The following is a 20,934-nucleotide window of genomic DNA, read 5'->3' as shown; positions in this document are numbered from 1 at the left end:
TTTCACCACGTACGCAGAGTAAGTAGCGTTTGCACATATATGAGGGTAAACATTAGCGTTCGCTCATATATCGTAAATATCGCCCATAAACTCACCAAGCTCGCACACAAATCAAACATACCGCTCATATCACTACTTCGTGCGCACATAAGATGCCTCAAGTCGCACATAAGCGTATACCACCTTTCACCTAGAATCCAATATACATATTCTATTCTATTAAACTTTCATAAATTACGTACTCTACATAGAGGAGGCCGCAGGATGTCTGAGGTTGTACTGGAGTTAAAAAACGTTCGGACTCACTTTTTTACCGATAGCGGAGAGATTCCGGCTGTTGATGATGTGAGCATGAAAATACATAAAGGGGAGGTCGTCGGCATCGTTGGCGAATCAGGCTGTGGTAAGAGTGTGACCTCGTTGTCTGTGATGAATCTTGTACCGAATCCACCGGGTAAAATTGTCGGGGGTGAGATTCTCTTTAAAGAGGAGAATCTAGCGGCGGTGAGCAAGCGTCGGATGAAGAAGATTCGGGGTAATGAGATTGCGATGATTTTCCAGGAGCCGATGACCTCGCTGAATCCGTTATTTACGATTGGTAATCAATTGATGGAGGCGATTCGAAACCATCAGAAGCTCTCAAAGAAGGCAGCGAAAGCGAAAGCTGTTGACATGCTGAAGATCGTTGGGATTCCACGTGCTGATGAGATTGTCAATGAGTATCCACATCAGCTCTCTGGTGGGATGCGTCAGCGTGTGATGATTGCGATGGCGATGAGCTGTGATCCAGAAGTTCTAATTGCAGATGAGCCCACGACGGCTCTCGATGTGACGATTCAAGCCCAAATTCTTGATTTGATGCGCAAGTTAAATAAAGAACAAGGAACGGCGATCATGATGATTACGCATGACTTAGGAGTCGTGGCGGAGATTTGTGATCGTGTTGTCGTGATGTATGCCGGAAAAGTAGTCGAGGAGGGGCCGGTTCGAGCGATCTTAAAAGAACCGAAGCATCCGTATACGAGAGGCTTGATTAAGTCCTTGCCCAAAATCCATGAGAAAGAGCAACGTCTCTATTCAATTCCAGGAAGTGTGCCAAAGCCAGGCAGTATTAAGCAGGGCTGTAGGTTCGCGGCCAGATGTGAATCGGCGTTCGGACGCTGTATCACAGAGGACCCGACTCTACTAGAAGATGCGACGGGGCACCAGGTGCGTTGCTTCCTCTATGACACAGAAGGGAGCGAGAACGTTGGCTAAAGCACTTTTAGAAGTAAATGGGTTAAAGAAATATTTTGATGTAAGGGGCGGCTTTTTAAGTAAGAAAGTAGCAGAAGTGAAGGCGGTTGATGATGTCAGCTTTACGGTGTATGAAGGGGAGATTCTAGGGATTGTTGGGGAGTCGGGCTGCGGCAAATCGACCACGGGAAAATCGATTCTTCGTCTCATTGAGCCGACTGAAGGTGAAGTGAAATTTGAAGGGCGAGATGTGACCAAGCTCTCAGATGAAGAAATGCGTAAGCTGCGGCGAGATATGCAGATCATTTTCCAGGATCCGTATGCTTCTCTCAATCCTCGTCATACAATTGAACGCATTATTAGTGAGCCGTTATTGGTGCATGGGATGGGGACAAAGGAGGAGCGAAGAAAAAAAGTCGCTGAATTGCTTGAAGTGGTTGGGTTGAGTTCGTATCACGCCAATCGTTATCCGCATCAATTTAGTGGGGGACAACGGCAGCGGATTGGGATTGCTCGTGCGCTTGCGGTCAATCCGAAGCTTGTCATTTGTGATGAACCGGTGTCAGCACTCGATGTGTCTGTGCAGTCGCAAATTCTTAACTTGATGGAAGATTTAAAGGATGAATTTAAGCTTACGTATGTCTTTATTGCTCATGACCTTAGTGTCGTTAAGCATATAAGTGATCGTGTTGGGGTGATGTATCTTGGCCGAATGGTCGAGCTCTCAGAAAAAGATGCGCTCTATGATGAGCCGAAGCACCCTTACACGAAAGCACTGCTCTCAGCTGTTCCGGTACCTGACCCTGATGCGAAAGCGGATCGCGTTATTTTACAAGGGGATGTACCGAGTCCGTCGAATCCGCCTAATGGGTGTACGTTCCACACGCGATGTCCGGAGTGTATGGACATTTGCAAAACAGACCGTCCACCATTGCAAGACGTTGGAAACAATCATTTTGTAGCGTGCCATCTTTATAATGATGCGACTACATGAATGATAGAGAAAAACAAAGAAAAGACAGGGGGAAATGATGGATGAAACATCGATTATCATTTTTGATGATGCTTATGCTTGCGCTTGTGCTATTTTTATCAGCATGTAGCAGCAGTGACTCATCTGCACCAGAACAAAGTGAAGGTGCTGAAGAGGGCGAAGAGGCAGAAGGAACAGAACAAGCAGAGCCTGCTGAGGACCAAACATTAGTCTTTGCGCGTGGCGGGGATTCAGTCAGTCTTGATTATGCGAGTGTAACAGATGGTGAATCGTCTCGTGTTACCAAACAAATTTACGAGACATTGATCGAATTTGATCGTGATTCATTTGATCTTGGCCCAGGACTTGCTCATGAATGGGAAGTAGATGATTCTGGATTACGCTTTGTCTTCCATCTTGAAGAAGGGGTGACCTTCCATGATGGCACGGACTTTAACGCTGAAGCTGTTAAATTAAACTTCGAGCGTTGGGCTGATCCTGAGCATGAATATGCATTTACAGATGATGGCTACAACTACAGTGTATATGGTACGCAATTTGGTGGATTTAAAGGTGATGATGGTCACGTCATTGAAGAAATTAATGTACTTGGCGATCATGAAATTGAGTTTGTGTTGAATCAACCACTTGGTTCATTCCTACAAAACATGGGGATGAGTTACTTTGCGATTACGTCTCCTCTAGCATTTGAAGAGCATGGTAGTGCAATTAACGAAAATCCAGTTGGAACAGGTCCATTTAAATTTGTCAGCTGGTCTCGTGATGATTCGATTATTCTTGAGAAAAATGAAGACTACTGGAAAGAGGGATTACCGAAGCTTGACCGTGTCATCTTCCAAGTGATTCCGGATAACTCAGCTCGTCTGACGGCACTTCGTTCTGGTCAGATCGATATTATGGATGGGTTGAATCCAGATGATGTCGCTCAAATTGATGGCGATGATAGTTTACAAGTATTTGAACGTACCACAAATAATATTGGCTACTTAGGCTTCCATGTTGAAAAAGAACCGTTCGATAATCCAGATGTTCGTCGTGCCTTTAACCACGCGATTGATAAAGAAGGCTTAATTGCGATTCTTTACGGTGGTCTTGCTGAAACAGCGAAAAATACGATTCCACCAGGATACCTTGGTTACAATGATGCGATTGACGAGTATAGCTATGATCCTGAGCTTGCGAAGGAGCTTTTAGCTGAGGCAGGAGTAGAAGAAGGATTTACATTTGACCTTTGGACGATGCCAGTAGCTCGTCCGTACATGCCAGATCCACAGCGTGCAGCAGAAGCCATCCAAGCAAACTTAGCGGACGTTGGTATTACAGCGAACATCCTGACAAAAGAGTGGGCGACATACCTTGAAGAAACAGAGCAAGGCATGCATGATGTGTTCATGCTTGGTTGGTCTGGGGTAAATGGTGACCCTGATTACTTCTTCTCGAACCTACTGCACGGTGATGCCATCCCTGGTGGTAACCGTTCATTCTACAGCAATGAAGAAGTAAATGATCTATTAGTTCAAGCGAAAACTGAGGTTGATTTCGATGTGCGTGCAGCGCTGTATGAAGAGGTGCAGGAGCTCATTCATGAGGATGCACCAATGGTTCCACTCGTACATTCGATCCCAACTTTAGCTGGTAGCTCGAATGTATCGAATTTTATTCCGCATCCATCAACAAGTGAAACATTAGATGAAGTTGAATTAACGAACTAAGCACAAGAGGGGAGTAGAGACGTCTCTACTCCCCTTTCTTTTAGAATGTAAATAGTAGCGAGGTGACATCATGCTGGCATATACGATGCGACGTTTACTCTTGTTGCTTCCTGTATTAATTGGGATGACAATCGTGACGTTTTCAATCATTCACTTAATTCCTGGAAACCCCGCACAAACGATTTTGGGTGAACAAGCATCCCCACAAGCCATTGCCGACCTAGAAGAAAGGCTTGGATTGAATGAACCTTATTGGGTGCAGTACGGGTTGTATATGAAGGATTTAGCAACAGGAGATTTAGGAACATCTCTTCGCACAAATAAACCGATTATGGAAGAGATTTGGCCATACTTAGCAGCGACGATTGAGTTGACAGTTTTTGCAATGATTTTTGCCATTATTATCGGTGTCAACGCGGGTATTGTCAGTGCGTGGAAACAAAATTCCTGGTTTGATTACTTGAGTATGTTGATTGCGCTTGTTGGGGTGTCGATGCCGATCTTCTGGCTTGCTTTAATGGAGCAATGGATTTTTGCTCAAGAGCTTGGCTGGCTGCCGGCATTTGGACGAGATAATCCGCGTGATCCGATTATTTCGACCACGAATCTCTATGTGCTCGATACGATTATGAGTGGACAATTCGACAAGACATGGGAATCGATTAAACATTTAATTCTTCCGGGGATTGCACTTGGGACAATCCCGATGGCAATTATTGCAAGAATGACCCGTTCGAGTATGCTTGAGGTGCTTCGCTCTGATTATATTCGAACCGTCAATGCAAAAGGTTCAGGACAAGGTGTCGTCATTTATAAGCATGCCTTAAAAAATGCAGCGATTCCCGTCTTAACGGTAGTCGGTCTGCAAACTGGTAACCTCTTAGGTGGGGCAATCTTAACGGAGACAATTTTTAGTTGGCCAGGCATAGGCCGTTATATTTTTGAGGCGATTAATTACCGTGATTATCCGGTTATTCAATCAGGTATTCTAATCGTCGCCACCATTTTTGTGATGATTAACTTGTTTGTCGATTTGCTTTATTCCTATATTGACCCGCGGATCAAATACTAAGGAGGGACTCGGATGAAAACAGAACATGCAAAGCCAATGATGACACCAAGCCCCAATTCACCCCCTCCAGAGGATCAATATGTAGCGGTCTCTCCTTGGAAGGAAGCATTTAGACAGCTGAAGAAAAATAAGCTGGCGATTGTCGGACTCTTTATTATCATTAGTTTTATTCTGATAGCGATTTTCGCACCGCTCTTAACAAGTAGCACCTATTCGGAGACCAATCCAACTAATCGGCTTCAATCTCCTTCGATGGAGCATTGGTTCGGTACAGATGATTTTGGACGAGATATTTTCACGCGTATCGTCTACGGGGCAAGGCTTTCCCTGCAAGTGGGATTCTTTGCGGTGACGGGGGCGTTAATCTTCGGAACGACTCTCGGTTTGATTGCAGGCTATTACGGACGTGGGATTGATATGTTAATCTCTCGTATTTTCGATATTATGCTCGCTTTCCCGAGTATTTTATTAGCCATTGCGATTGTGGCGATTCTAGGACCGTCTTTGCAAAATGCTTTGATAGCGATTGCGATCGTAAACATCCCGATCTTTGGACGGCTCGTACGCTCGAAAGTAATCAGCTTGCGTGAAGAAGAATTCATTATGGCAGCGAAGGCACAGGGGATGAAAAATGGCCGTATCATCCTGCATCACATCCTTCCAAATAGTATTGCGCCAATTATTGTGCAGGCAACATTAGGTTTTGGTACAGCGATTCTTGAGGCCGCTGCACTCGGTTTTCTCGGGCTTGGAGCTCAAGCACCGATGCCGGAGTGGGGGAAAATGCTATCTGATTCTAGGCAGTTCATTCAATCGGCACCATGGACGGTATTATTTCCCGGCTTCTCGATTATGCTAGTCGTACTTGGATTTAATATGATTGGAGACGGGTTGCGTGATGCACTCGATCCGAAGATGAAGAGTTAAATAAAGTGGCTCCTCCGATGTGGAGGGGCTTTTTAGTATGGTGACGCGTTTATATATAGAAGAAACTCGGAATTTTTGGGGTGAAAGGAGACAAATTTGTAATGTAATAAAGCAATTTTGGCTTAATGAAATATTGTGGGTAGATAAATTGATGATTCTAGCACGTGTATCAGTCAAAATGTAAACGCTTACCATTATACTTGTATAGTAATAAGCTTAATTAACCACTTTTTGGGACGATAAGCTCATTTATAAATTCGTAACGATTTGCTTTTAATTTTACACAATTCGAATTCGAACTCGGATAAAACGCATAAGGACAATGTTTTATTAAATTTAGATTAAATAAATTGTAAGAATTTATCACAAAGAAAAACTATTTTAAAAAGATTGAATATTGCATTCTTTAAGATCCTGACATATAATGGCGTTAGTCCAATTTACTAAATTTGCAGAAAAATATGAGAAAATTTGATAATCCCAACTGAGACACTGGCATAGAGGCGATTGTTTAACATTTGCGGTGGATTGAATGGCTATTCATTCGGTGTTAATAGTCTGAATTTTCAAATGCTTACCTGGGAAATAAAATCATTCTCTTTCTCGTCAATTCATAATTGGAAAGAAGTCTTCTATGGATAAAGAGGTGTAGATGTCATGGTGGAAAACAAGCCATTGCTAGAGGTTAAAAATCTAAAAACCTATTTCTTTAAAAAAGGAAAAGAGCTTCCTGTTGTAGATGATGTGTCCTTTGAAGTAAAACAAGGGGAAACATTAGCCATTGTAGGAGAGTCAGGTTCAGGTAAGAGTATGACAACATTATCTCTTATGCGACTTGTGCCATCTCCTGGTGGTAAAACGGTTGGTGGGGAAATCCTATTAAACGGTGAGGATCTTCTCAAACAAGGGGAAGACAAGATGTATAAGGTTCGTGGAAATGATATCGGAATGATCTTCCAAGAGCCGATGACCTCATTGAATCCGGTATTTACAATCGGAGATCAGATTACGGAAACGCTCATCTACCACAAGAAGCTCTCAAAGAAACAAGCCCACGAAAGAGCTCGTGAAATGCTTGAGTTAGTTGGTTTCTCTCGAGTAGATGAAATTCTTCGTGACTATCCGCATCGCTTATCAGGTGGGATGAGACAGCGTGTCATGATTGCGATGGCAATGAGCTGTGATCCGAAACTATTGATCGCTGATGAGCCAACAACGGCACTCGATGTAACCGTACAAGCACAAATTCTTGATTTGATGCGCGGGTTGAGTGAGAAGTTCAACTCATCGATCATTTTAATCACACATGACCTAGGCGTTGTAGCAGAACTTGCTGATCGCGTAGTCGTCATGTATGCCGGTCAAATTGTAGAAGAAGCGAATGTCGTTCCTTTGTTTGATAAGCCACTACATCCTTATACAAATGGATTGATGGAGTCCGTACCGCATGTAGATGATGAAAAAGACCGTCTAACATCGATTGCAGGAAATGTTCCGACACCAGATAATTTCCCATCAGGTTGTCGTTTTGTCACACGATGTCCGCATGCGATGGCGCGCTGCGTTAATGAGCAGCCTGAGCTACTTCAAGTTGAACCTGGACGTAAAGTGAGATGTTTCTTGTTTGAGGAAGGAGTAAACAACAATGAGCACACAACTAACTGATCGTAAGGACGTTGGAGCAACAAAGGACAATGATATTTTACTTGAAGTCAATGGTCTGAAAAAGCATTTCCCGATTAAAAAAGGGATGTTTCAACGAACAGTTGGTCAAGTGAAAGCTGTTGATGATATTAGCTTCTTCGTCCGAAAAGGAGAAACATTCGGTCTTGTAGGTGAATCAGGCTGCGGAAAGTCGACAACAGGTCGTACGTTGATGCGCTTGTATGAGCCAACAGACGGGCAGATCATTTTTGACGGAAAAGATATTTCAACTATGAAAGAGAGAGAGTTGCATCCGTTTCGCAAGGACATCCAAATGGTGTTCCAAGATCCGTTCTCTTCTTTAAACCCACGTAAGACCGTGCAAACGATCTTAAGTGAACCGCTAAGTGTTCACGGGATGTATAAAGGAAAAGCAAGACAGGAATACGTGGAAGATCTGATGGAGAAGGTTGGGTTGAACCCAGATTATGCCAATCGTTACCCGCATGAATTCTCAGGTGGACAACGTCAGCGTATCGGGATTGCCAGAGCTCTTACATTAAATCCGAAGCTAATCATTGGGGATGAGCCGGTATCTGCACTTGATGTATCGGTTCAGTCACAAGTATTGAACTTATTTAAAGACTTACAAGAAGAGTTTGGATTAACTTACTTATTTATTGCCCATGATCTAGGGGTCGTTAAACATATTTCTGATCGAATCGGGGTTATGTACCTTGGAAAGATGATGGAGGTTGCAGGGAAGAAGGATCTATATGTAGATCCATTGCATCCTTACACACAAGCTCTATTATCTGCTGTACCGCGTTCGCATCCTACAGAAGTAAAACGCGAGCGAGTGATTTTAACAGGTGAAATACCAAGTCCTTCGAACCCGCCAACAGGATGTGTGTTCCATACACGTTGTCCGATGGCGATGGATGAGTGTAAGCAAGTGGCACCTGAGTATAAAGAAGTGAAAAAAGATCACTTCGTTGCTTGTCATTTGTATAAATAAGTTCGGGGAGGTTCTCCTCTCTAGGATTATTTTCGGAATTTTCATTATTAAGGGAGGTGTTGCCTACATACTAAGGCTAAATATAGGGCAGTAGGATGTTTGCAAGACTGCAAGACAAAATAATTTAAAAAGGTTTAGGGGGAAACACGATGACAAAGAAAAGTTTATTAGTGCTTCTAGGTATGGTTATGGCGCTTATGCTTGTTCTTGCTGCTTGTGGCGGTTCAGATGAGCCTGCATCAACAGAAGAAGATCCAGACGTTGAAGAGCCAGCTGAAGGTGAAGAAGAAGCTGAAGGTGAAGAAGCTGCAACAGGTGAGCCACAACAAGGGGGAGAAATCGTTTTAAGTACGTCGGGTGAGCCGGTTACATTTAACCCGGTTTTCATTCAAGATACAGCTAGTAGTGATGTTGCTGATATGATTCATGCACAGCTTATTGAGGCAGATCCTGAATTGAATCTTACGCCATCTCTAGCTACAGATTTACCTGAGGTTTCAGAAGATGGGTTAGAGCATACGTATACTATTCATGAAGGTGTTCTTTTCCATGATGGTGAAGAGTTAACTGCTGAAGATATAAAGTTCACATATGATCTTTTTATTAACCCTGATTACACAGGTCCTCGCGCTGGTGATTTTGAGTACCTTGAGAGTGTTGAAGTTGTAGATGACTATACAGTTAAGTTTATCCTTTCTGATGTAGATGCTACATTTAACACACGTACTACTTATGGAATTCTTCCAAAGCATATTCTTGAAGATGTAGCTGTAGCTGATCTTGAAGAGCATATGGAATATAACCGTAACGCTCCAATTGGTGCAGGTCCATTTGAATTTGTTGAATATGTTGATGGGCAATATATTGAGCTTGTAGCTCATGAAGATTATTTTGCAGAAGGTCCATATCTTGATAAAGTAACCTTCCGCGTAGCTTCAGATACAAATGCTGAGCTATTACTTTTTGAAACTGGTGAAACAGATCATATGATTCTTCCAGCAACTGAGTATGCAACTGCAGAAACATATGACCACGGTCGTATTTCTTCAACTCTAGCATTACGTTATGACTACATTGGTTGGAACAATGAGCGTCCGTTATTCCAAGACCCTAAAGTACGTCAAGCACTAACAATGGCCATTGATCGTCAATTGATTGTTGATGAAATCATGGAAGGTCGTGCAGAAGTGGCACATGCACCAGCTTCTCCACTTAGTTGGGCATATCCTGATTCAGCTCCTGAGTTCGATTTTGATCCAGAGGGTGCTAAAGAACTTTTAGCTGAAGCTGGTTGGGAGCCTGGTGCTGATGGCATCTTAGAAAAAGATGGAGAGCGTTTCTCTTTTGAGATCCTTTCTAATGATGGTAACGTTGTTCGTCGTGACATTGGTGTAATTGTTCAACAAATGCTTGGTGATATCGGTATCGAAGTTGAAGCTCGTCAAATGGAGTGGGGTGCATTCTTAGAGCAAACAAATCCTCCTAACCGTGATTTTGATGCAGTAGTCCTTGCATGGGCATTAGGTCTTGACCCAGATCCATCAGCAATTTGGCATTCGCGTGAAAACCAAGCTGGCTTAAACAGTATCTCTTACAATAATGAGCTTGTTGATGAATTGTCTGATGCCAACAAGAAAATTGTTGATCAAGATGAGCGTGCAGAAGCAATTTCTGAAATCTTCCAAGTTGTTGCTGAAGAGCAACCATACACGTTCCTATTCTATCCAGAACAACATATACTTCTTAACAACCGTTTACAAGGCTTCACTCATCATCCGCGTACAAACAGTTACAAGGTTAATGAGTGGTACGTAACAGAATAAGCCTTCAAGTAGTCGGGGGAAGGGGATTTTCCCTCCCCTTCCTACTCTATAAAACTACCTTGAGGGATTGTGAGGAATGAAATTATGACTAGTTACATCATTAGACGACTGATCATGATGATCCCAATTTTAATTGGAATCTCCATTATATCATTTGCAATCATGTATGCAGCACCAGGTAAGCCTGCCATATTAAATCTTGATCCAGAAATTTCAGCAGAAGTACGAGAGGCTCAAATTGAACGACTAGGGTTAAATGATCCGATTCCTGTGCAATATGTACGTTGGATAGGAAATGTCGCACAAGGTGACTTTGGTGTATCCTATTCACGTAAGATGCCTGTAACGGAAATGATTTTAGATCGTCTTCCAAATACCTTGCTACTAATGGCGTCCTCGTTATTTTTAGCAGCCATAATAGCGATACCATTTGGGGTTATTTCAGCTACTAGGCAGTATTCTTTAACCGATTACGGAGTGACCTTTGGGTCGTTTATTGGACTAGCCACCCCGAACTTTTGGCTCGGAATTATGTTGATCATGATTTTCTCTGTCCAACTAGGATGGACACCGGTTGGAGGGGTTGCCACAATTGGTGCAGACTTTAGTCTTCTTGATCGCTTGAAACATTTAATTTTACCTGCATTTGTTCTTGCAACGGCTGATATGGCAGGACTCACACGTTATACACGTTCAAGTATGTTAGAAGTTGTGAACCAGGACTATATTCGTACAGCACGTGCAAAAGGGTTCAGAGAACGCCGTGTTATTTACAAGCATGGTCTTCGTAATGGGTTAATCCCAGTTATCACGATGTTTGGTCTAATGCTTCCAACGATGATCGGTGGTTCGGCGATCGTTGAATCAGTCTTTGGATGGCCTGGTATTGGTAAATTGTTTATCGATGCTACGTTCCAACGTGATTATCCGGTAATCATGGCAATCACAATGTTCGGCGCGCTACTAACAGTCATTGGAAACTTAATTGCGGATATTCTTTATGCAGTACTTGATCCGCGGATTGAGTATTAAGGAGGGGAGACTTCATGGAAACAAATTCACAACAAGTATTTCAACCGAATATACCTGAAGGTAGTAAACCCCCGGTTGAGGACAAGCAACTGATCGGAGAACGTCGCTCACTCCTATCAATCATTATCGCTAAGTTTTTTCAAAATAAACTCGCTGTGTTTGGTCTAGTGATGCTCACGATAATTACAAGTGCTTGTTTATTAGCACCGATCATCGCACCGCATGACCCAGCTTTTCAAGATTTACGTAATCGTCTAGCGCCACCAAGTTCTGATTTCTGGCTTGGTACAGACCATTTAGGTCGTGATTTATTTAGCCGTATGTTATATGGTGGACAAGTTTCCTTATATGTAGGCTTTGCTTCTATGCTTGGAGCCGTGGCTATTGGTTCTGTGATCGGGGCCGTTGCTGGATATTTCGGTGGACTCGTTGATGCATTCTTAATGCGATTAGTTGATGTGATCCTTGCTTTCCCGAATATCTTCTTACTGATTACACTTGTTGCGATCTTACAACCGAGCATCAACATTTTGATTCTAGTATTTGCCCTGCTCAGTTGGACAGGTACAGCGCGTGTTGTACGTGGAGAATTCTTAACACTGAAAAAGCGTGAATTCGTCCTTGCTTCTCGGACGATCGGGATGTCTAATACACGTATTATCTTCTCGCAAATTTTACCGAACGCCCTTGGTCCGGTAATCGTAGCAGCAACTCTTGCAGTAGGTGGATTCATCCTAGCTGAATCAGCACTGAGCTTCTTTGGTCTAGGTGTTCAACCGCCAAATGCCTCATGGGGCAACATGTTGACGGACTCACAAAGTATTACGATCTTCCGTAACGCTTGGTGGTACCCAACATTCCCAGGTCTATTGATTTTAATTACCGTACTATGCTTTAACTTCATTGGTGATGGCTTGCGTGATGCGCTTGACCCACGAGTGATCGAAAAATAGAAATTAAAAAGGGCAGAGATTGATTCTCTGTCCTTTTATTGAACAAAGTTACTCATGGAAAGACGGTAGAAGAGACTTTTTTAGAAATGAGTGATGATATGTCAAAGGTTGATGAGATCGATTTCACGATCCTTAGCTACCTACAGGAAGATGGTAAGAAATCTTATACTGAGATAGCAAAATCACTAAATGTAAGTGAAGGAACCGTCCGTACGCGGATTAACAGAATGCTAAAAGATAATGTGTTTGAATTCATCATTCATATGAACCCAAACAAAATCGGGTTGAACGTTCAGGTCATCATTGGGATAACTACGAAACTTGGCTATCAAGAGAGCATAGCAACAGAGCTGAACCGCTTCTCGGAAGTCCGGTTTGTAGGCGCATTCTCCGGTCAACACGACTTAATTATGCAAGCTTACTTTAAAAATAACGATGATCTCGTTCATTTTGTAAACAAAGAATTAGCTAAAATAGAAGGCATTATTTCAGCTGATGTCAACATTGAACTGAAGCAATACAAAGATTCATTTTCCTATATTACAAAATAAAATTTCGGAGGGAGAGACATTGGTTTCTGCCTCTTTTACCTATGAGGAGACATGTAAAATGAAGAAACTATTACTAACAGGATTCGAGCCGTTTCTAGATCATGCTGACAACCCTACGAGATTACTAGCGGACACGTTAGATAGCGAGATGATTGGCGAATATGTCGTGAAGAGCGTTGTGTTACCTGTGACATTTAGCGAAGCAGCGGAAGTAGTGGTAGCGAAGATGAAGGAGCATCAGCCGGATGCAGTAATGATGCTTGGGCTTGCTGCAGGACGTAACCGCATCACGCCCGAGCGAGTGGCGATCAACTGTAGTGACGGTGACACGGATAATGACGGAGTGAGGAAACAGGATGAACCGATTATCAAAGACGGGTCAGCAGCGTATTTCTCCACTCTACCAATACGCAAATATGTTGACATACTAAGAGAGGCGGGCATCCCCGCTGCCATCTCGAATACGGCAGGCACGTATGTGTGCAACAACATCATGTATCAAACGCTTCACTATATAGAAGAAAATCAATTAAATGTGCCAGCCGGCTTTGTCCACGTACCAGCAAGCAGCCAGATGGCTATTGTCAAACCAGGACTCGCAAGTATGAGCGAGGACGAGATGCTACGCGCTGTGCGATTGATGATTGAGGCGATGTAGGAGGTTGGCAGGGATGCTGGTGAGGACGGGCGCAGGCGGCATATGTGGGCATTTGCAGGAGGGCTTATGTGCGAAATTAGGCGTGTTATGAGCGGTTTTACGGTTATATGAGCGACATTCGGCGTGATATGAGCGCGATCTGAGATATATGTGCGCGATAGGGAAAATATGAGCGAACGCGTTGATATTTAAGCGTATTGCTGTTTTATGAGCGAAAGCGCGCCCGAGGGAGCCCCGCCGGTGAGCGGGGCTCTAGTTATGAGGCTTATGTGCGAAATCAGGCGTGTTATGAGCGATTCTATAGATATATGAGCGACATTCGGACTGATATGAGCACAATCCGTGATATATGTGCGCCATACGAAAGATATGTGCGAACCCCACTCTGATATGTGCGAAATACCGTTTTATGAGCGAACCGAACCCGAACCCGCACTTCTACGCACCCCCACCACAAAAGCCCCTCCACCAAAATTCAGCGCGGGGCTTTCCTCGTTATAAATCCGTCTCCAAATAAACTTCTTCGCCGCGCTCAATCTTCGCTTGGCCATTCGTTAAATTGGTCATCCATTCTTCAAATGCGTCCAGCTCATCTGAGGCGACATAAGTTTGGACATCTACTTGATCAAGATACTCAATTTGTTTTAGTTGATAGATTGATTGTCTTAACTCATTTTCAACTTTTCCAAGCCAGTGGTAGTCAAGGTGGGCGTGCATGACTTGCATCAATTTCCGTTCGACGACTCCTACGGCATTTAAGCCCTCGCTTACGGCTCCTCCGTATGCCCGAATTAAGCCACCCGCACCTAATTTGATGCCACCAAAGTAACGAGTGACAACGACAACCGTATCCTTTAGCTGGCGTTTCTTTAATACTTCAAGCATAGGTACGCCTGCTGTGCCGCTCGGTTCGCCGTCATCATTGGCTTTTTGGATATTATCTTGTTCCCCGATTAAGTAAGCCGAGCAATTATGGTTAGCGTCGCGATGTTTCTTTTTGATTTCTTCTATAAAGGCTTGTGCTTCTTCTTCAGTGGTCGCACGTGAAAAGTAGGATATGAAGCGAGACTTTTGAATGATGATTTCATGATCTCCGCGCCCTTTTACCGTTTGATAGGTTGGTAACATGTCCTATACTCCTCCTCTTTTTTTCATAGTTTTACAAATGAGCGTTATGCGTATGTAATAAAGGTTTGTTACTATAGTTATGTCATCCACTACGTTAATAGAGATGAGACAAAGGACGCTAGGAAAAAGTAACGCTTTTATAGTCTGATTGTTGTAAGATAAGGATAGCGGAAACTTTATCTTGAAGCAAATGGACAAGGTTGATTTTCTGCACCAGTTAGCGCCCAAAAAAGGCGGTGGAGGTTGGTGAGAGCCTTGACTGACAAAAATGTGTTAGATAAGATTATTGATCAAACGTTAGATACAGTCGGACAAAGCAGAGAACAAATTTTCGAGATTGGTGAGCAATCAAGACGAGAATATCAGACTCTGCAAAAGGAATTACAGGATGTCCGAATGAAGGTAGCTGGCGTCATTGAAAAAACAGATCGCACCCATTTACATGCCAAGTTTTCAAGAAGTCGTTTAGTAGAGGTAAGTAAAGCGTTCGATCGTTATAGTCATGAAGAAGTGAAAACGGCCTATGAACAAGCAAATGATTATCAAGTACAGCTAGCCGTATTGCAACAGGAAGAAATTAAGCTTCGAGAGCGTCGTGACCATATCGAACGAAGGCTGATTAAGTTAAATGAAACGATCGAGCGTGCTGAACAATTAGCCAGTCAAATGGCGGTTGTATATAACTTTTTATCTAGTGACTTGCGCCAAGTTGGTGAAGTGATTGAAGATGCAAGGGAAAAGCAAAAGTTTGGGCTGAAAATAATCGAAGCTCAAGAAGAAGAACGGAAAAAGCTTTCCCGGGAAATTCATGACGGACCAGCTCAAATGATGGCGAATGTTCTGCTTCGGTCTGAGATAATAGAACGAATTTATCAAGATCAAGGCATTGATGAAGCGCTAAAAGAGATTCGCGACCTCAGAAAAATGGTAAAAAGTTCACTTGCGGAAGTAAGAAGGATTATTTACGATTTGAGACCGATGGCACTTGATGATTTAGGTTTAGTGCCTACTTTATCGAAGTATTTAGCGAATTTTGAAGAACATAATCGTATAGCTGTAAGGTTCAAGCATTTTGGGCGAGATCAACGTATTCCAGAAGAATATGAAGTCGCGTTGTTTCGACTGATTCAAGAAGGGGTACAAAATGCCTATAAGCATGCCAAGCCTACAGAAATACAAGTGAAAATTGAAATCAAGCCAACAAAGGTTATAATGATCATAAAAGATGATGGCGTTGGGTTTGATACGACAAAGTTAAAAGAAGGCTCTTTTGGCCTCATGGGTATGAGGGAGAGGGTCAACATGCTTAAAGGTGAACTGACAATTCAGTCGAAAAAGGATATCGGGACAATTATCTCCATCGAAGTACCTTTGACGTAGCAATGAATTGATTAATCGACTTAGAAATTGGTAAGGATAATAACCGTGTAAACGGAGAGGTGATAGCGATGAATGAGGAAAAGAAAATCAGTATCGTATTAATTGATGATCATCAATTATTTCGTGAAGGCGTAAAGAGAATTCTAGCAATGGAACCAGGATTTGAAATTGTGGCAGATGGAGAAGATGGTTCAGAAGCAATGGGACTTGTTGAAGAACATCGCCCAGACGTCATTTTAATGGATATTAACATGCCGAAAGTAAACGGTGTTGAAGCAACGCGTGAGCTTGTTAAAACGTATCCGAATGTCAGAGTTCTAATTCTTTCTATTCATGATGATGAAACATATGTTACTCATGTACTGAAAACAGGGGCATCAGGTTACCTGCTTAAGGAAATGGATGCTGGAGCACTTATCGAAGCAGTGAAAGTTGTAGCTTCAGGTGGATCATACATTCACCCGAAAGTAACGCATAACTTGATTAAAGAATACCGTCGTCTAGCAACAGAAGATGATAAGTATGAAGAGTCAATCGGATTCCGCGAAGTCGAATACCGCAAACCACTTCATATTTTAACGCGTCGTGAGTGTGAGGTTCTTCAATTAATGACGGATGGTCAAAGTAACCGTGCAATCGGTGAATCACTTTATATCAGTGAAAAAACGGTTAAAAACCACGTAAGTAACATCCTACAAAAGATGAGCGTGAATGACCGTACGCAAGCGGTTGTTGAAGCGATTAAAAAAGGATATGTAATCGTTCGTTAATTCGAATGTGGACAAGAGGTACCGGGTAAGTGGGTATCTCTTGTTTTTGGTTGGAGAGAGGAGCGACAAGCAGATGGATTGAGCGCTCAGTCGTGCGGTTACGGTGGATATGGAGCTCACGTTTCGCTCATAAACAGCCGCCTCGCACATAAAACAACCCTGCTCGCACATAAAGTCCCAAATAGCGCACATAAGTTGTCCCCACCCGCACATAAACACAATATACCGCACATATACCGACGCCATTCGCACATAAAGTCAAAATAGCGCACATATCGCCAACTACGCACGCACTCTAATCCCATCCAACCTCTAAATCCTCCTAACAAGTCCCTTGAATGTTCCTACATTAAAAGGTACATTAATAGATGAGAGAATACGTCAGATCAGGTGTCAGGAGATATGAGCTTGCTGCCTAGAAAATAAAAACGAATCTTCCCAAAGTGGGAAAGTAAAGTGAGGATCTATAGATATGAATAAAGTAGCGATCGTAACAGATAGTACCGCCTATCTCGCACCGGACGTTCGGGACGAGCTGTCGATTGAAATGGTACCGTTAAATGTTGTTATTGGTGAAGATTCTTATCAAGAAGAAGTGGATCTAACCACTAGCGAGTTTTATAAACTATTAAAAGAAACTGAAAAACTACCAACGACGTCACAACCAGCCATTGGTCATTTTGTTGAGACATTTGAAAAGTTAAAAGCACAAGGCTATGAAGAGATTGTCACGATTCATCTATCAAGCAAGATTAGTGGCACATATCAATCGGCGATGAGTGCCGCTAGTATGGTAGAAGGAATAAATGTAGCAGGCTTTGATTCAGAGATTAGCTGTTCACCTCAAGGCTTCTACGTACTAGAAGCTGCTAAAATGGCAAAAGAAGGTGCAGATGCAGCGGCGATTCTTACTCGTTTAAACGAAATTAAGACAAGCCAAAAAGCGTACTTCATGGTAGATAGCCTTCAACATCTTCACCGCGGAGGACGTATGAATGCAGCTCAGCTTGTTGTCGGGAACCTACTCAAGATCAAGCCGATTCTTCATTTTGTAGAAGGTAGCATTGTCCCATTTGAAAAAGTCCGGACCGAGAAAAAAGCAGTTGCCCGTATTTGTCAGCTATTAGAAGAAGATGTAACAACAGGCGGGGCGTATGAAGTGACCGTGATTCATGCCAATCGCTTACAATCAGCTGAAACGATTGCCAATGACATTCAATCGAAATTTGATAATGTGAATGTCGGCATCAGTCATTTTGGACCGGTTATCGGAACGCATTTAGGCGAAGGTAGCTTAGGTGTTGGCTGGTACAAAGTCTCGCAATAATAAACGTCTAGCATGAAGCAGCACCCCACTCGTTGCTTCATGCTTTTTTAAATCAACTAATTCCCCGAGGTGATCCCCATGTCCACTGACTTACTCGCCTTCCTCTCCGGCAAACGACTTCTCCGTACAGAAATTCCATACCCTGATGCTGAGCTCGATCCACTCATCGAAAAAGGGCTCATCAACAAATCTCCTAGTATCCTCTTTAAAAAGTCTCTCCCATTATGTATCCGTTGTGGAAACGCTGACCGCAGCTTATTCGCTAGCCACTTTTGTGCGACGTGTCAAAAGAACTGCCTCTATTGCCGCCATTGTATCGGACTCGGGAAAACGCAAGAATGTAAGCCTCTATATCAAGTCCCTACCTCCAACCACACCACCTACCCAACACTTGAATCCCCACTAAATTGGGAGGGGAAACTCTCACCGGCTCAGCAAAAAGCTTCTCTAGCCGTCATCAGCACGATTCAGCAGAAACGTTCCATCCTTCTCTGGGCAGTGTGCGGGGCCGGGAAAACAGAAATGTTATTTGAAGGCATTTCGGCAGCACTTGAAAGAGGAGAGCGAGTCTTACTGGCAACACCACGCGTCGATGTGGTAAAAGAGTTGACGCCGAGGTTTCGCAAGGCTTTTCCGACTGTGACTATCGCTAGTCTGTATGGCGGCAGCAAAGACCATCACACCCAAGCGCCATTTGTGATCGCGACCACTCACCAAGTGATGCGCTTTTATGAAAGCTTTGATGTGGTCATTATTGATGAAGTGGATGCGTTTCCGTTTAGCTACGATAAAAGCCTGCAATATGCGATCACCCAAGCAAGAAAATCTCATTCTGCGTTAATCTACCTCACTGCGACGCCAACCGCCAATTTGAAAAAGCAGAAAGATCTCACGACCATATACATCCCAAGGCGGTATCACGGCTTTCCTCTTCCTGTGCCGAACTTCCATTGGTGTGGCAATTGGCGGGCCAGACTCAAAAAGAACAAGCTTCCTTCTGTCCTCTTAAAATGGCTATCAGACCGCCAACTGACCGCTAAACCGACCCTTCTGTTTGTCCCCTCTGTTCAGCTTCTTCACGAATGCTCAACCATTCTCCAATCTTTAGCAATAAAGCACGAAGCCGTCCATGCAGCTGACACGGATCGTCACAATAAACTAGATGCATTTCGCAATAATGAGTATTCCTTGTTGGTAACGACAACGATACTCGAACGCGGCGTGACAATCCCGCATGTCGATGTGGCGGTGCTGGGAGCAGAGGATGATGTCTTTACGGAAGCAGCACTTGTGCAAATAGCTGGACGGGTCGGCAGAAGTGCCGATGCCCCAACTGGAGATGTGACCTTCTTTCATTATGGCCGAACGGACGCGATGCTTAGGGCACGTGGTCAAATTAACTGGATGAACAAACGGGAGGTGTAGGGATGAGGTGTTTACTTTGTCATGAACAAATGATGGTGAAGCCTACTTGGAGGAGGATCTTTCTTCAAGAAGAAGGGGAACTCGTCTGTGAGCGGTGTGAGAGTGGATTCGAGTTGTTAAGTGGGGAGCAGCAGTGCATGAGTTGTGCGAGGGTTCTTGAGCAAAAATGGAGATCACAAAGAGATAGTGAGCTTTGTTTGGATTGTGAGAGATGGCAACAGCACCCTACAGCTAGTCAGCTACTGAAACGAAACCTCTCCGTCTACGCCTACAACGAGAGGATGAAAGATTGCCTTTCCTTATACAAATTTCAAGGTGATGCGGAGATTGGTCGTTATTTTTCAATGAAAATGAAGCAGGCCTATCATTCTCATTTCCAAGCATACTCACCTGTGCTCATGCCTTTAAGTGAGGAACGTCTCAAGGCGCGGGGCTTTAATCAAGTTAAGCTAATGACCTCAGAATGGCTCGCCCCAGTTGTCGCTCTTGGCCGCACAACAGGTGAGCAGCAGAGCAAGAAGAATCGTTCGGCTCGGATTCAGCAAGTGACGCATTCACCTTTTTTTGTCGAAATAGGTCAAAACTCCATTAGAGCTCTTCAAAAAATTGTCTTGATTGACGATGTATATACTACAGGAACAACGGTGAGGCAAGCGGCTCAGACCTTGATTGAGCACGGTGCAACACATGTTGAGTCACTCACGCTTTGTAGGTAGTCAAACAGACAAGCTTTGCTGTGTAGGATATAATAGAGAGGAGAGGCGGATATGAAAAACGTGGCCAATTGCCCGAAATGCGGGGCTTTATTTGTGAAGGCACTCCGTCCAATATGTAACCCCTGCTATAAAGAACAGGAGGACAATTACGATAAGGTCTCTCGTTTTATGCGTCGTAAACAAAATCGAATGGCTTCCATCCGAGAAGTCCATGAAAAGACGGACGTACCCCTTGAGCAAATCCACCAATTTGTCAAAGAAGGGCGCATTCTTGTGACTCATTTTCCGAATATGGGTTATCCATGTGAATCGTGTGGGAAGTTGATACAAGAAGGTCGTATATGTGCTTCGTGTAAAGGAAATATCACGGGTGGCCTAGAGAAGATAGCGAAAGAAAAAGAGTTCCAACAACGAACTGAAGAGAATATTAAAGCAGAAGAAAATGCGAAAAATAAGACGTACCATTCTCTTAATGATCGCATCGATAATTAGTATTAACAATTATAATAGGCGTGCCGATATAAGCTACAAGAGCAAATCGGTGCGTTTTTAATTCAGATCGAATAAA

General features: G+C 43.3%; 19 protein-coding genes. 18 read left to right on the top strand and 1 reads right to left on the bottom strand.

All coding sequences use genetic code 11. The annotated features are described in order from the left end of the window. Positions 1-264: 264 nt before the first annotated feature. The 12 genes from RYX56_RS08020 to pcp all read left to right on the top strand — a co-directional run bounded on the left by RYX56_RS08020 (position 265) and on the right by pcp (position 13,620). Complete coding sequence (locus RYX56_RS08020) at positions 265-1,257, top strand: ABC transporter ATP-binding protein (protein WP_317121552.1); 993 nt, start codon at positions 265-267, stop codon at positions 1,255-1,257. Further along, positions 1,250-2,230 (top strand): ABC transporter ATP-binding protein, encoded by a 981-nt coding sequence (locus RYX56_RS08015; protein WP_317121551.1) that lies wholly within the window; start codon positions 1,250-1,252, stop codon positions 2,228-2,230. The genes RYX56_RS08020 and RYX56_RS08015 overlap by 8 nt, the downstream gene beginning before the upstream one ends. Positions 2,231-2,271: 41 nt before the next feature. Beyond that, positions 2,272-3,942: an ABC transporter substrate-binding protein gene (locus RYX56_RS08010; RefSeq protein ID WP_317121550.1), complete on the top strand. Its 1,671-nt coding sequence runs from the start codon at positions 2,272-2,274 to the stop codon at positions 3,940-3,942. 70 nt (positions 3,943-4,012) lie between these two features. Continuing rightward, positions 4,013-5,014: an ABC transporter permease gene (locus RYX56_RS08005; RefSeq protein ID WP_317121549.1), complete on the top strand. Its 1,002-nt coding sequence runs from the start codon at positions 4,013-4,015 to the stop codon at positions 5,012-5,014. Between the two features lie 12 nt (positions 5,015-5,026). Beyond that, positions 5,027-5,941 carry an ABC transporter permease gene (locus RYX56_RS08000; protein WP_317121548.1) on the top strand — a complete coding sequence of 305 codons (915 nt, stop codon included), beginning with the start codon at positions 5,027-5,029 and terminating at the stop codon, positions 5,939-5,941. Positions 5,942-6,598: 657 nt separating this feature from the next. Then, a complete protein-coding gene (locus RYX56_RS07995) occupies positions 6,599-7,606 on the top strand; it encodes an ABC transporter ATP-binding protein (RefSeq protein ID WP_317121547.1) in 1,008 nt (335 codons plus the stop codon). Further along, positions 7,587-8,603, top strand: coding sequence for an ABC transporter ATP-binding protein (locus RYX56_RS07990; protein WP_317121546.1), 1,017 nt, complete (start codon positions 7,587-7,589; stop codon positions 8,601-8,603). The genes RYX56_RS07995 and RYX56_RS07990 overlap by 20 nt, the downstream gene beginning before the upstream one ends. Positions 8,604-8,752: 149 nt before the next feature. Next, positions 8,753-10,426 carry a peptide-binding protein gene (locus tag RYX56_RS07985; RefSeq protein WP_317121545.1) on the top strand — a complete coding sequence of 558 codons (1,674 nt, stop codon included), beginning with the start codon at positions 8,753-8,755 and terminating at the stop codon, positions 10,424-10,426. Between the two features lie 84 nt (positions 10,427-10,510). Next, the gene (locus RYX56_RS07980; RefSeq protein ID WP_317121544.1) at positions 10,511-11,458 is read left to right on the top strand and encodes an ABC transporter permease; all 948 of its coding nucleotides are present in this window, start codon (positions 10,511-10,513) and stop codon (positions 11,456-11,458) included. Positions 11,459-11,472: 14 nt separating this feature from the next. After that, complete coding sequence (gene opp4C / locus RYX56_RS07975) at positions 11,473-12,411, top strand: oligopeptide ABC transporter permease (RefSeq protein ID WP_317121543.1); 939 nt, start codon at positions 11,473-11,475, stop codon at positions 12,409-12,411. Between the two features lie 98 nt (positions 12,412-12,509). Next, the gene (locus tag RYX56_RS07970) at positions 12,510-12,962 is read left to right on the top strand and encodes an Lrp/AsnC family transcriptional regulator (protein WP_317121542.1); all 453 of its coding nucleotides are present in this window, start codon (positions 12,510-12,512) and stop codon (positions 12,960-12,962) included. 58 nt (positions 12,963-13,020) lie between these two features. Further along, on the top strand, positions 13,021-13,620 hold the full coding sequence (gene pcp, locus RYX56_RS07965; RefSeq protein ID WP_317121541.1) for a pyroglutamyl-peptidase I: 600 nt from the start codon (positions 13,021-13,023) through the stop codon (positions 13,618-13,620). Between the two features lie 495 nt (positions 13,621-14,115). Here the strand turns inward: pcp and RYX56_RS07960 are convergent, their stop codons facing one another. Beyond that, positions 14,116-14,748, bottom strand: a complete 633-nt coding sequence (locus tag RYX56_RS07960; protein WP_317121540.1) for a YigZ family protein — start codon at positions 14,746-14,748, stop codon at positions 14,116-14,118. Between the two features lie 255 nt (positions 14,749-15,003). Here RYX56_RS07960 and RYX56_RS07955 point away from each other — a divergent pair, with 255 nt between their 5' ends. From RYX56_RS07955 to RYX56_RS07930, 6 genes are all read left to right on the top strand, one after another. Beyond that, positions 15,004-16,128: a sensor histidine kinase gene (locus RYX56_RS07955; RefSeq protein WP_317121539.1), complete on the top strand. Its 1,125-nt coding sequence runs from the start codon at positions 15,004-15,006 to the stop codon at positions 16,126-16,128. 68 nt (positions 16,129-16,196) lie between these two features. Continuing rightward, entirely contained in the window at positions 16,197-16,898 is a 702-nt protein-coding gene (locus RYX56_RS07950) for a response regulator (RefSeq protein WP_317121538.1), read from the top strand. Positions 16,899-17,370: 472 nt separating this feature from the next. Next, positions 17,371-18,225 (top strand): DegV family protein, encoded by an 855-nt coding sequence (locus RYX56_RS07945; protein ID WP_317121537.1) that lies wholly within the window; start codon positions 17,371-17,373, stop codon positions 18,223-18,225. A gap of 78 nt (positions 18,226-18,303) precedes the next feature. Then, on the top strand, positions 18,304-19,650 hold the full coding sequence (locus tag RYX56_RS07940; protein ID WP_317121536.1) for an ATP-dependent helicase ComFA: 1,347 nt from the start codon (positions 18,304-18,306) through the stop codon (positions 19,648-19,650). A gap of 2 nt (positions 19,651-19,652) precedes the next feature. Further along, positions 19,653-20,366 carry a ComF family protein gene (locus tag RYX56_RS07935; protein WP_317121535.1) on the top strand — a complete coding sequence of 238 codons (714 nt, stop codon included), beginning with the start codon at positions 19,653-19,655 and terminating at the stop codon, positions 20,364-20,366. A 51-nt stretch (positions 20,367-20,417) separates the two neighbouring features. Further along, positions 20,418-20,858, top strand: a complete 441-nt coding sequence (locus tag RYX56_RS07930) for a TIGR03826 family flagellar region protein (RefSeq protein WP_317121534.1) — start codon at positions 20,418-20,420, stop codon at positions 20,856-20,858. Positions 20,859-20,934 lie beyond the last annotated feature (76 nt).

This window comes from Alkalihalophilus lindianensis (assembly GCF_032843265.1).
Classification (GTDB): Bacteria; Bacillota; Bacilli; order Bacillales; family Bacillaceae_D; genus Alkalihalophilus; species Alkalihalophilus lindianensis.
The sequence above is the reverse complement of the archived record's forward strand: the minus strand, read 5'-3'. Positions and strand labels throughout refer to the sequence as shown.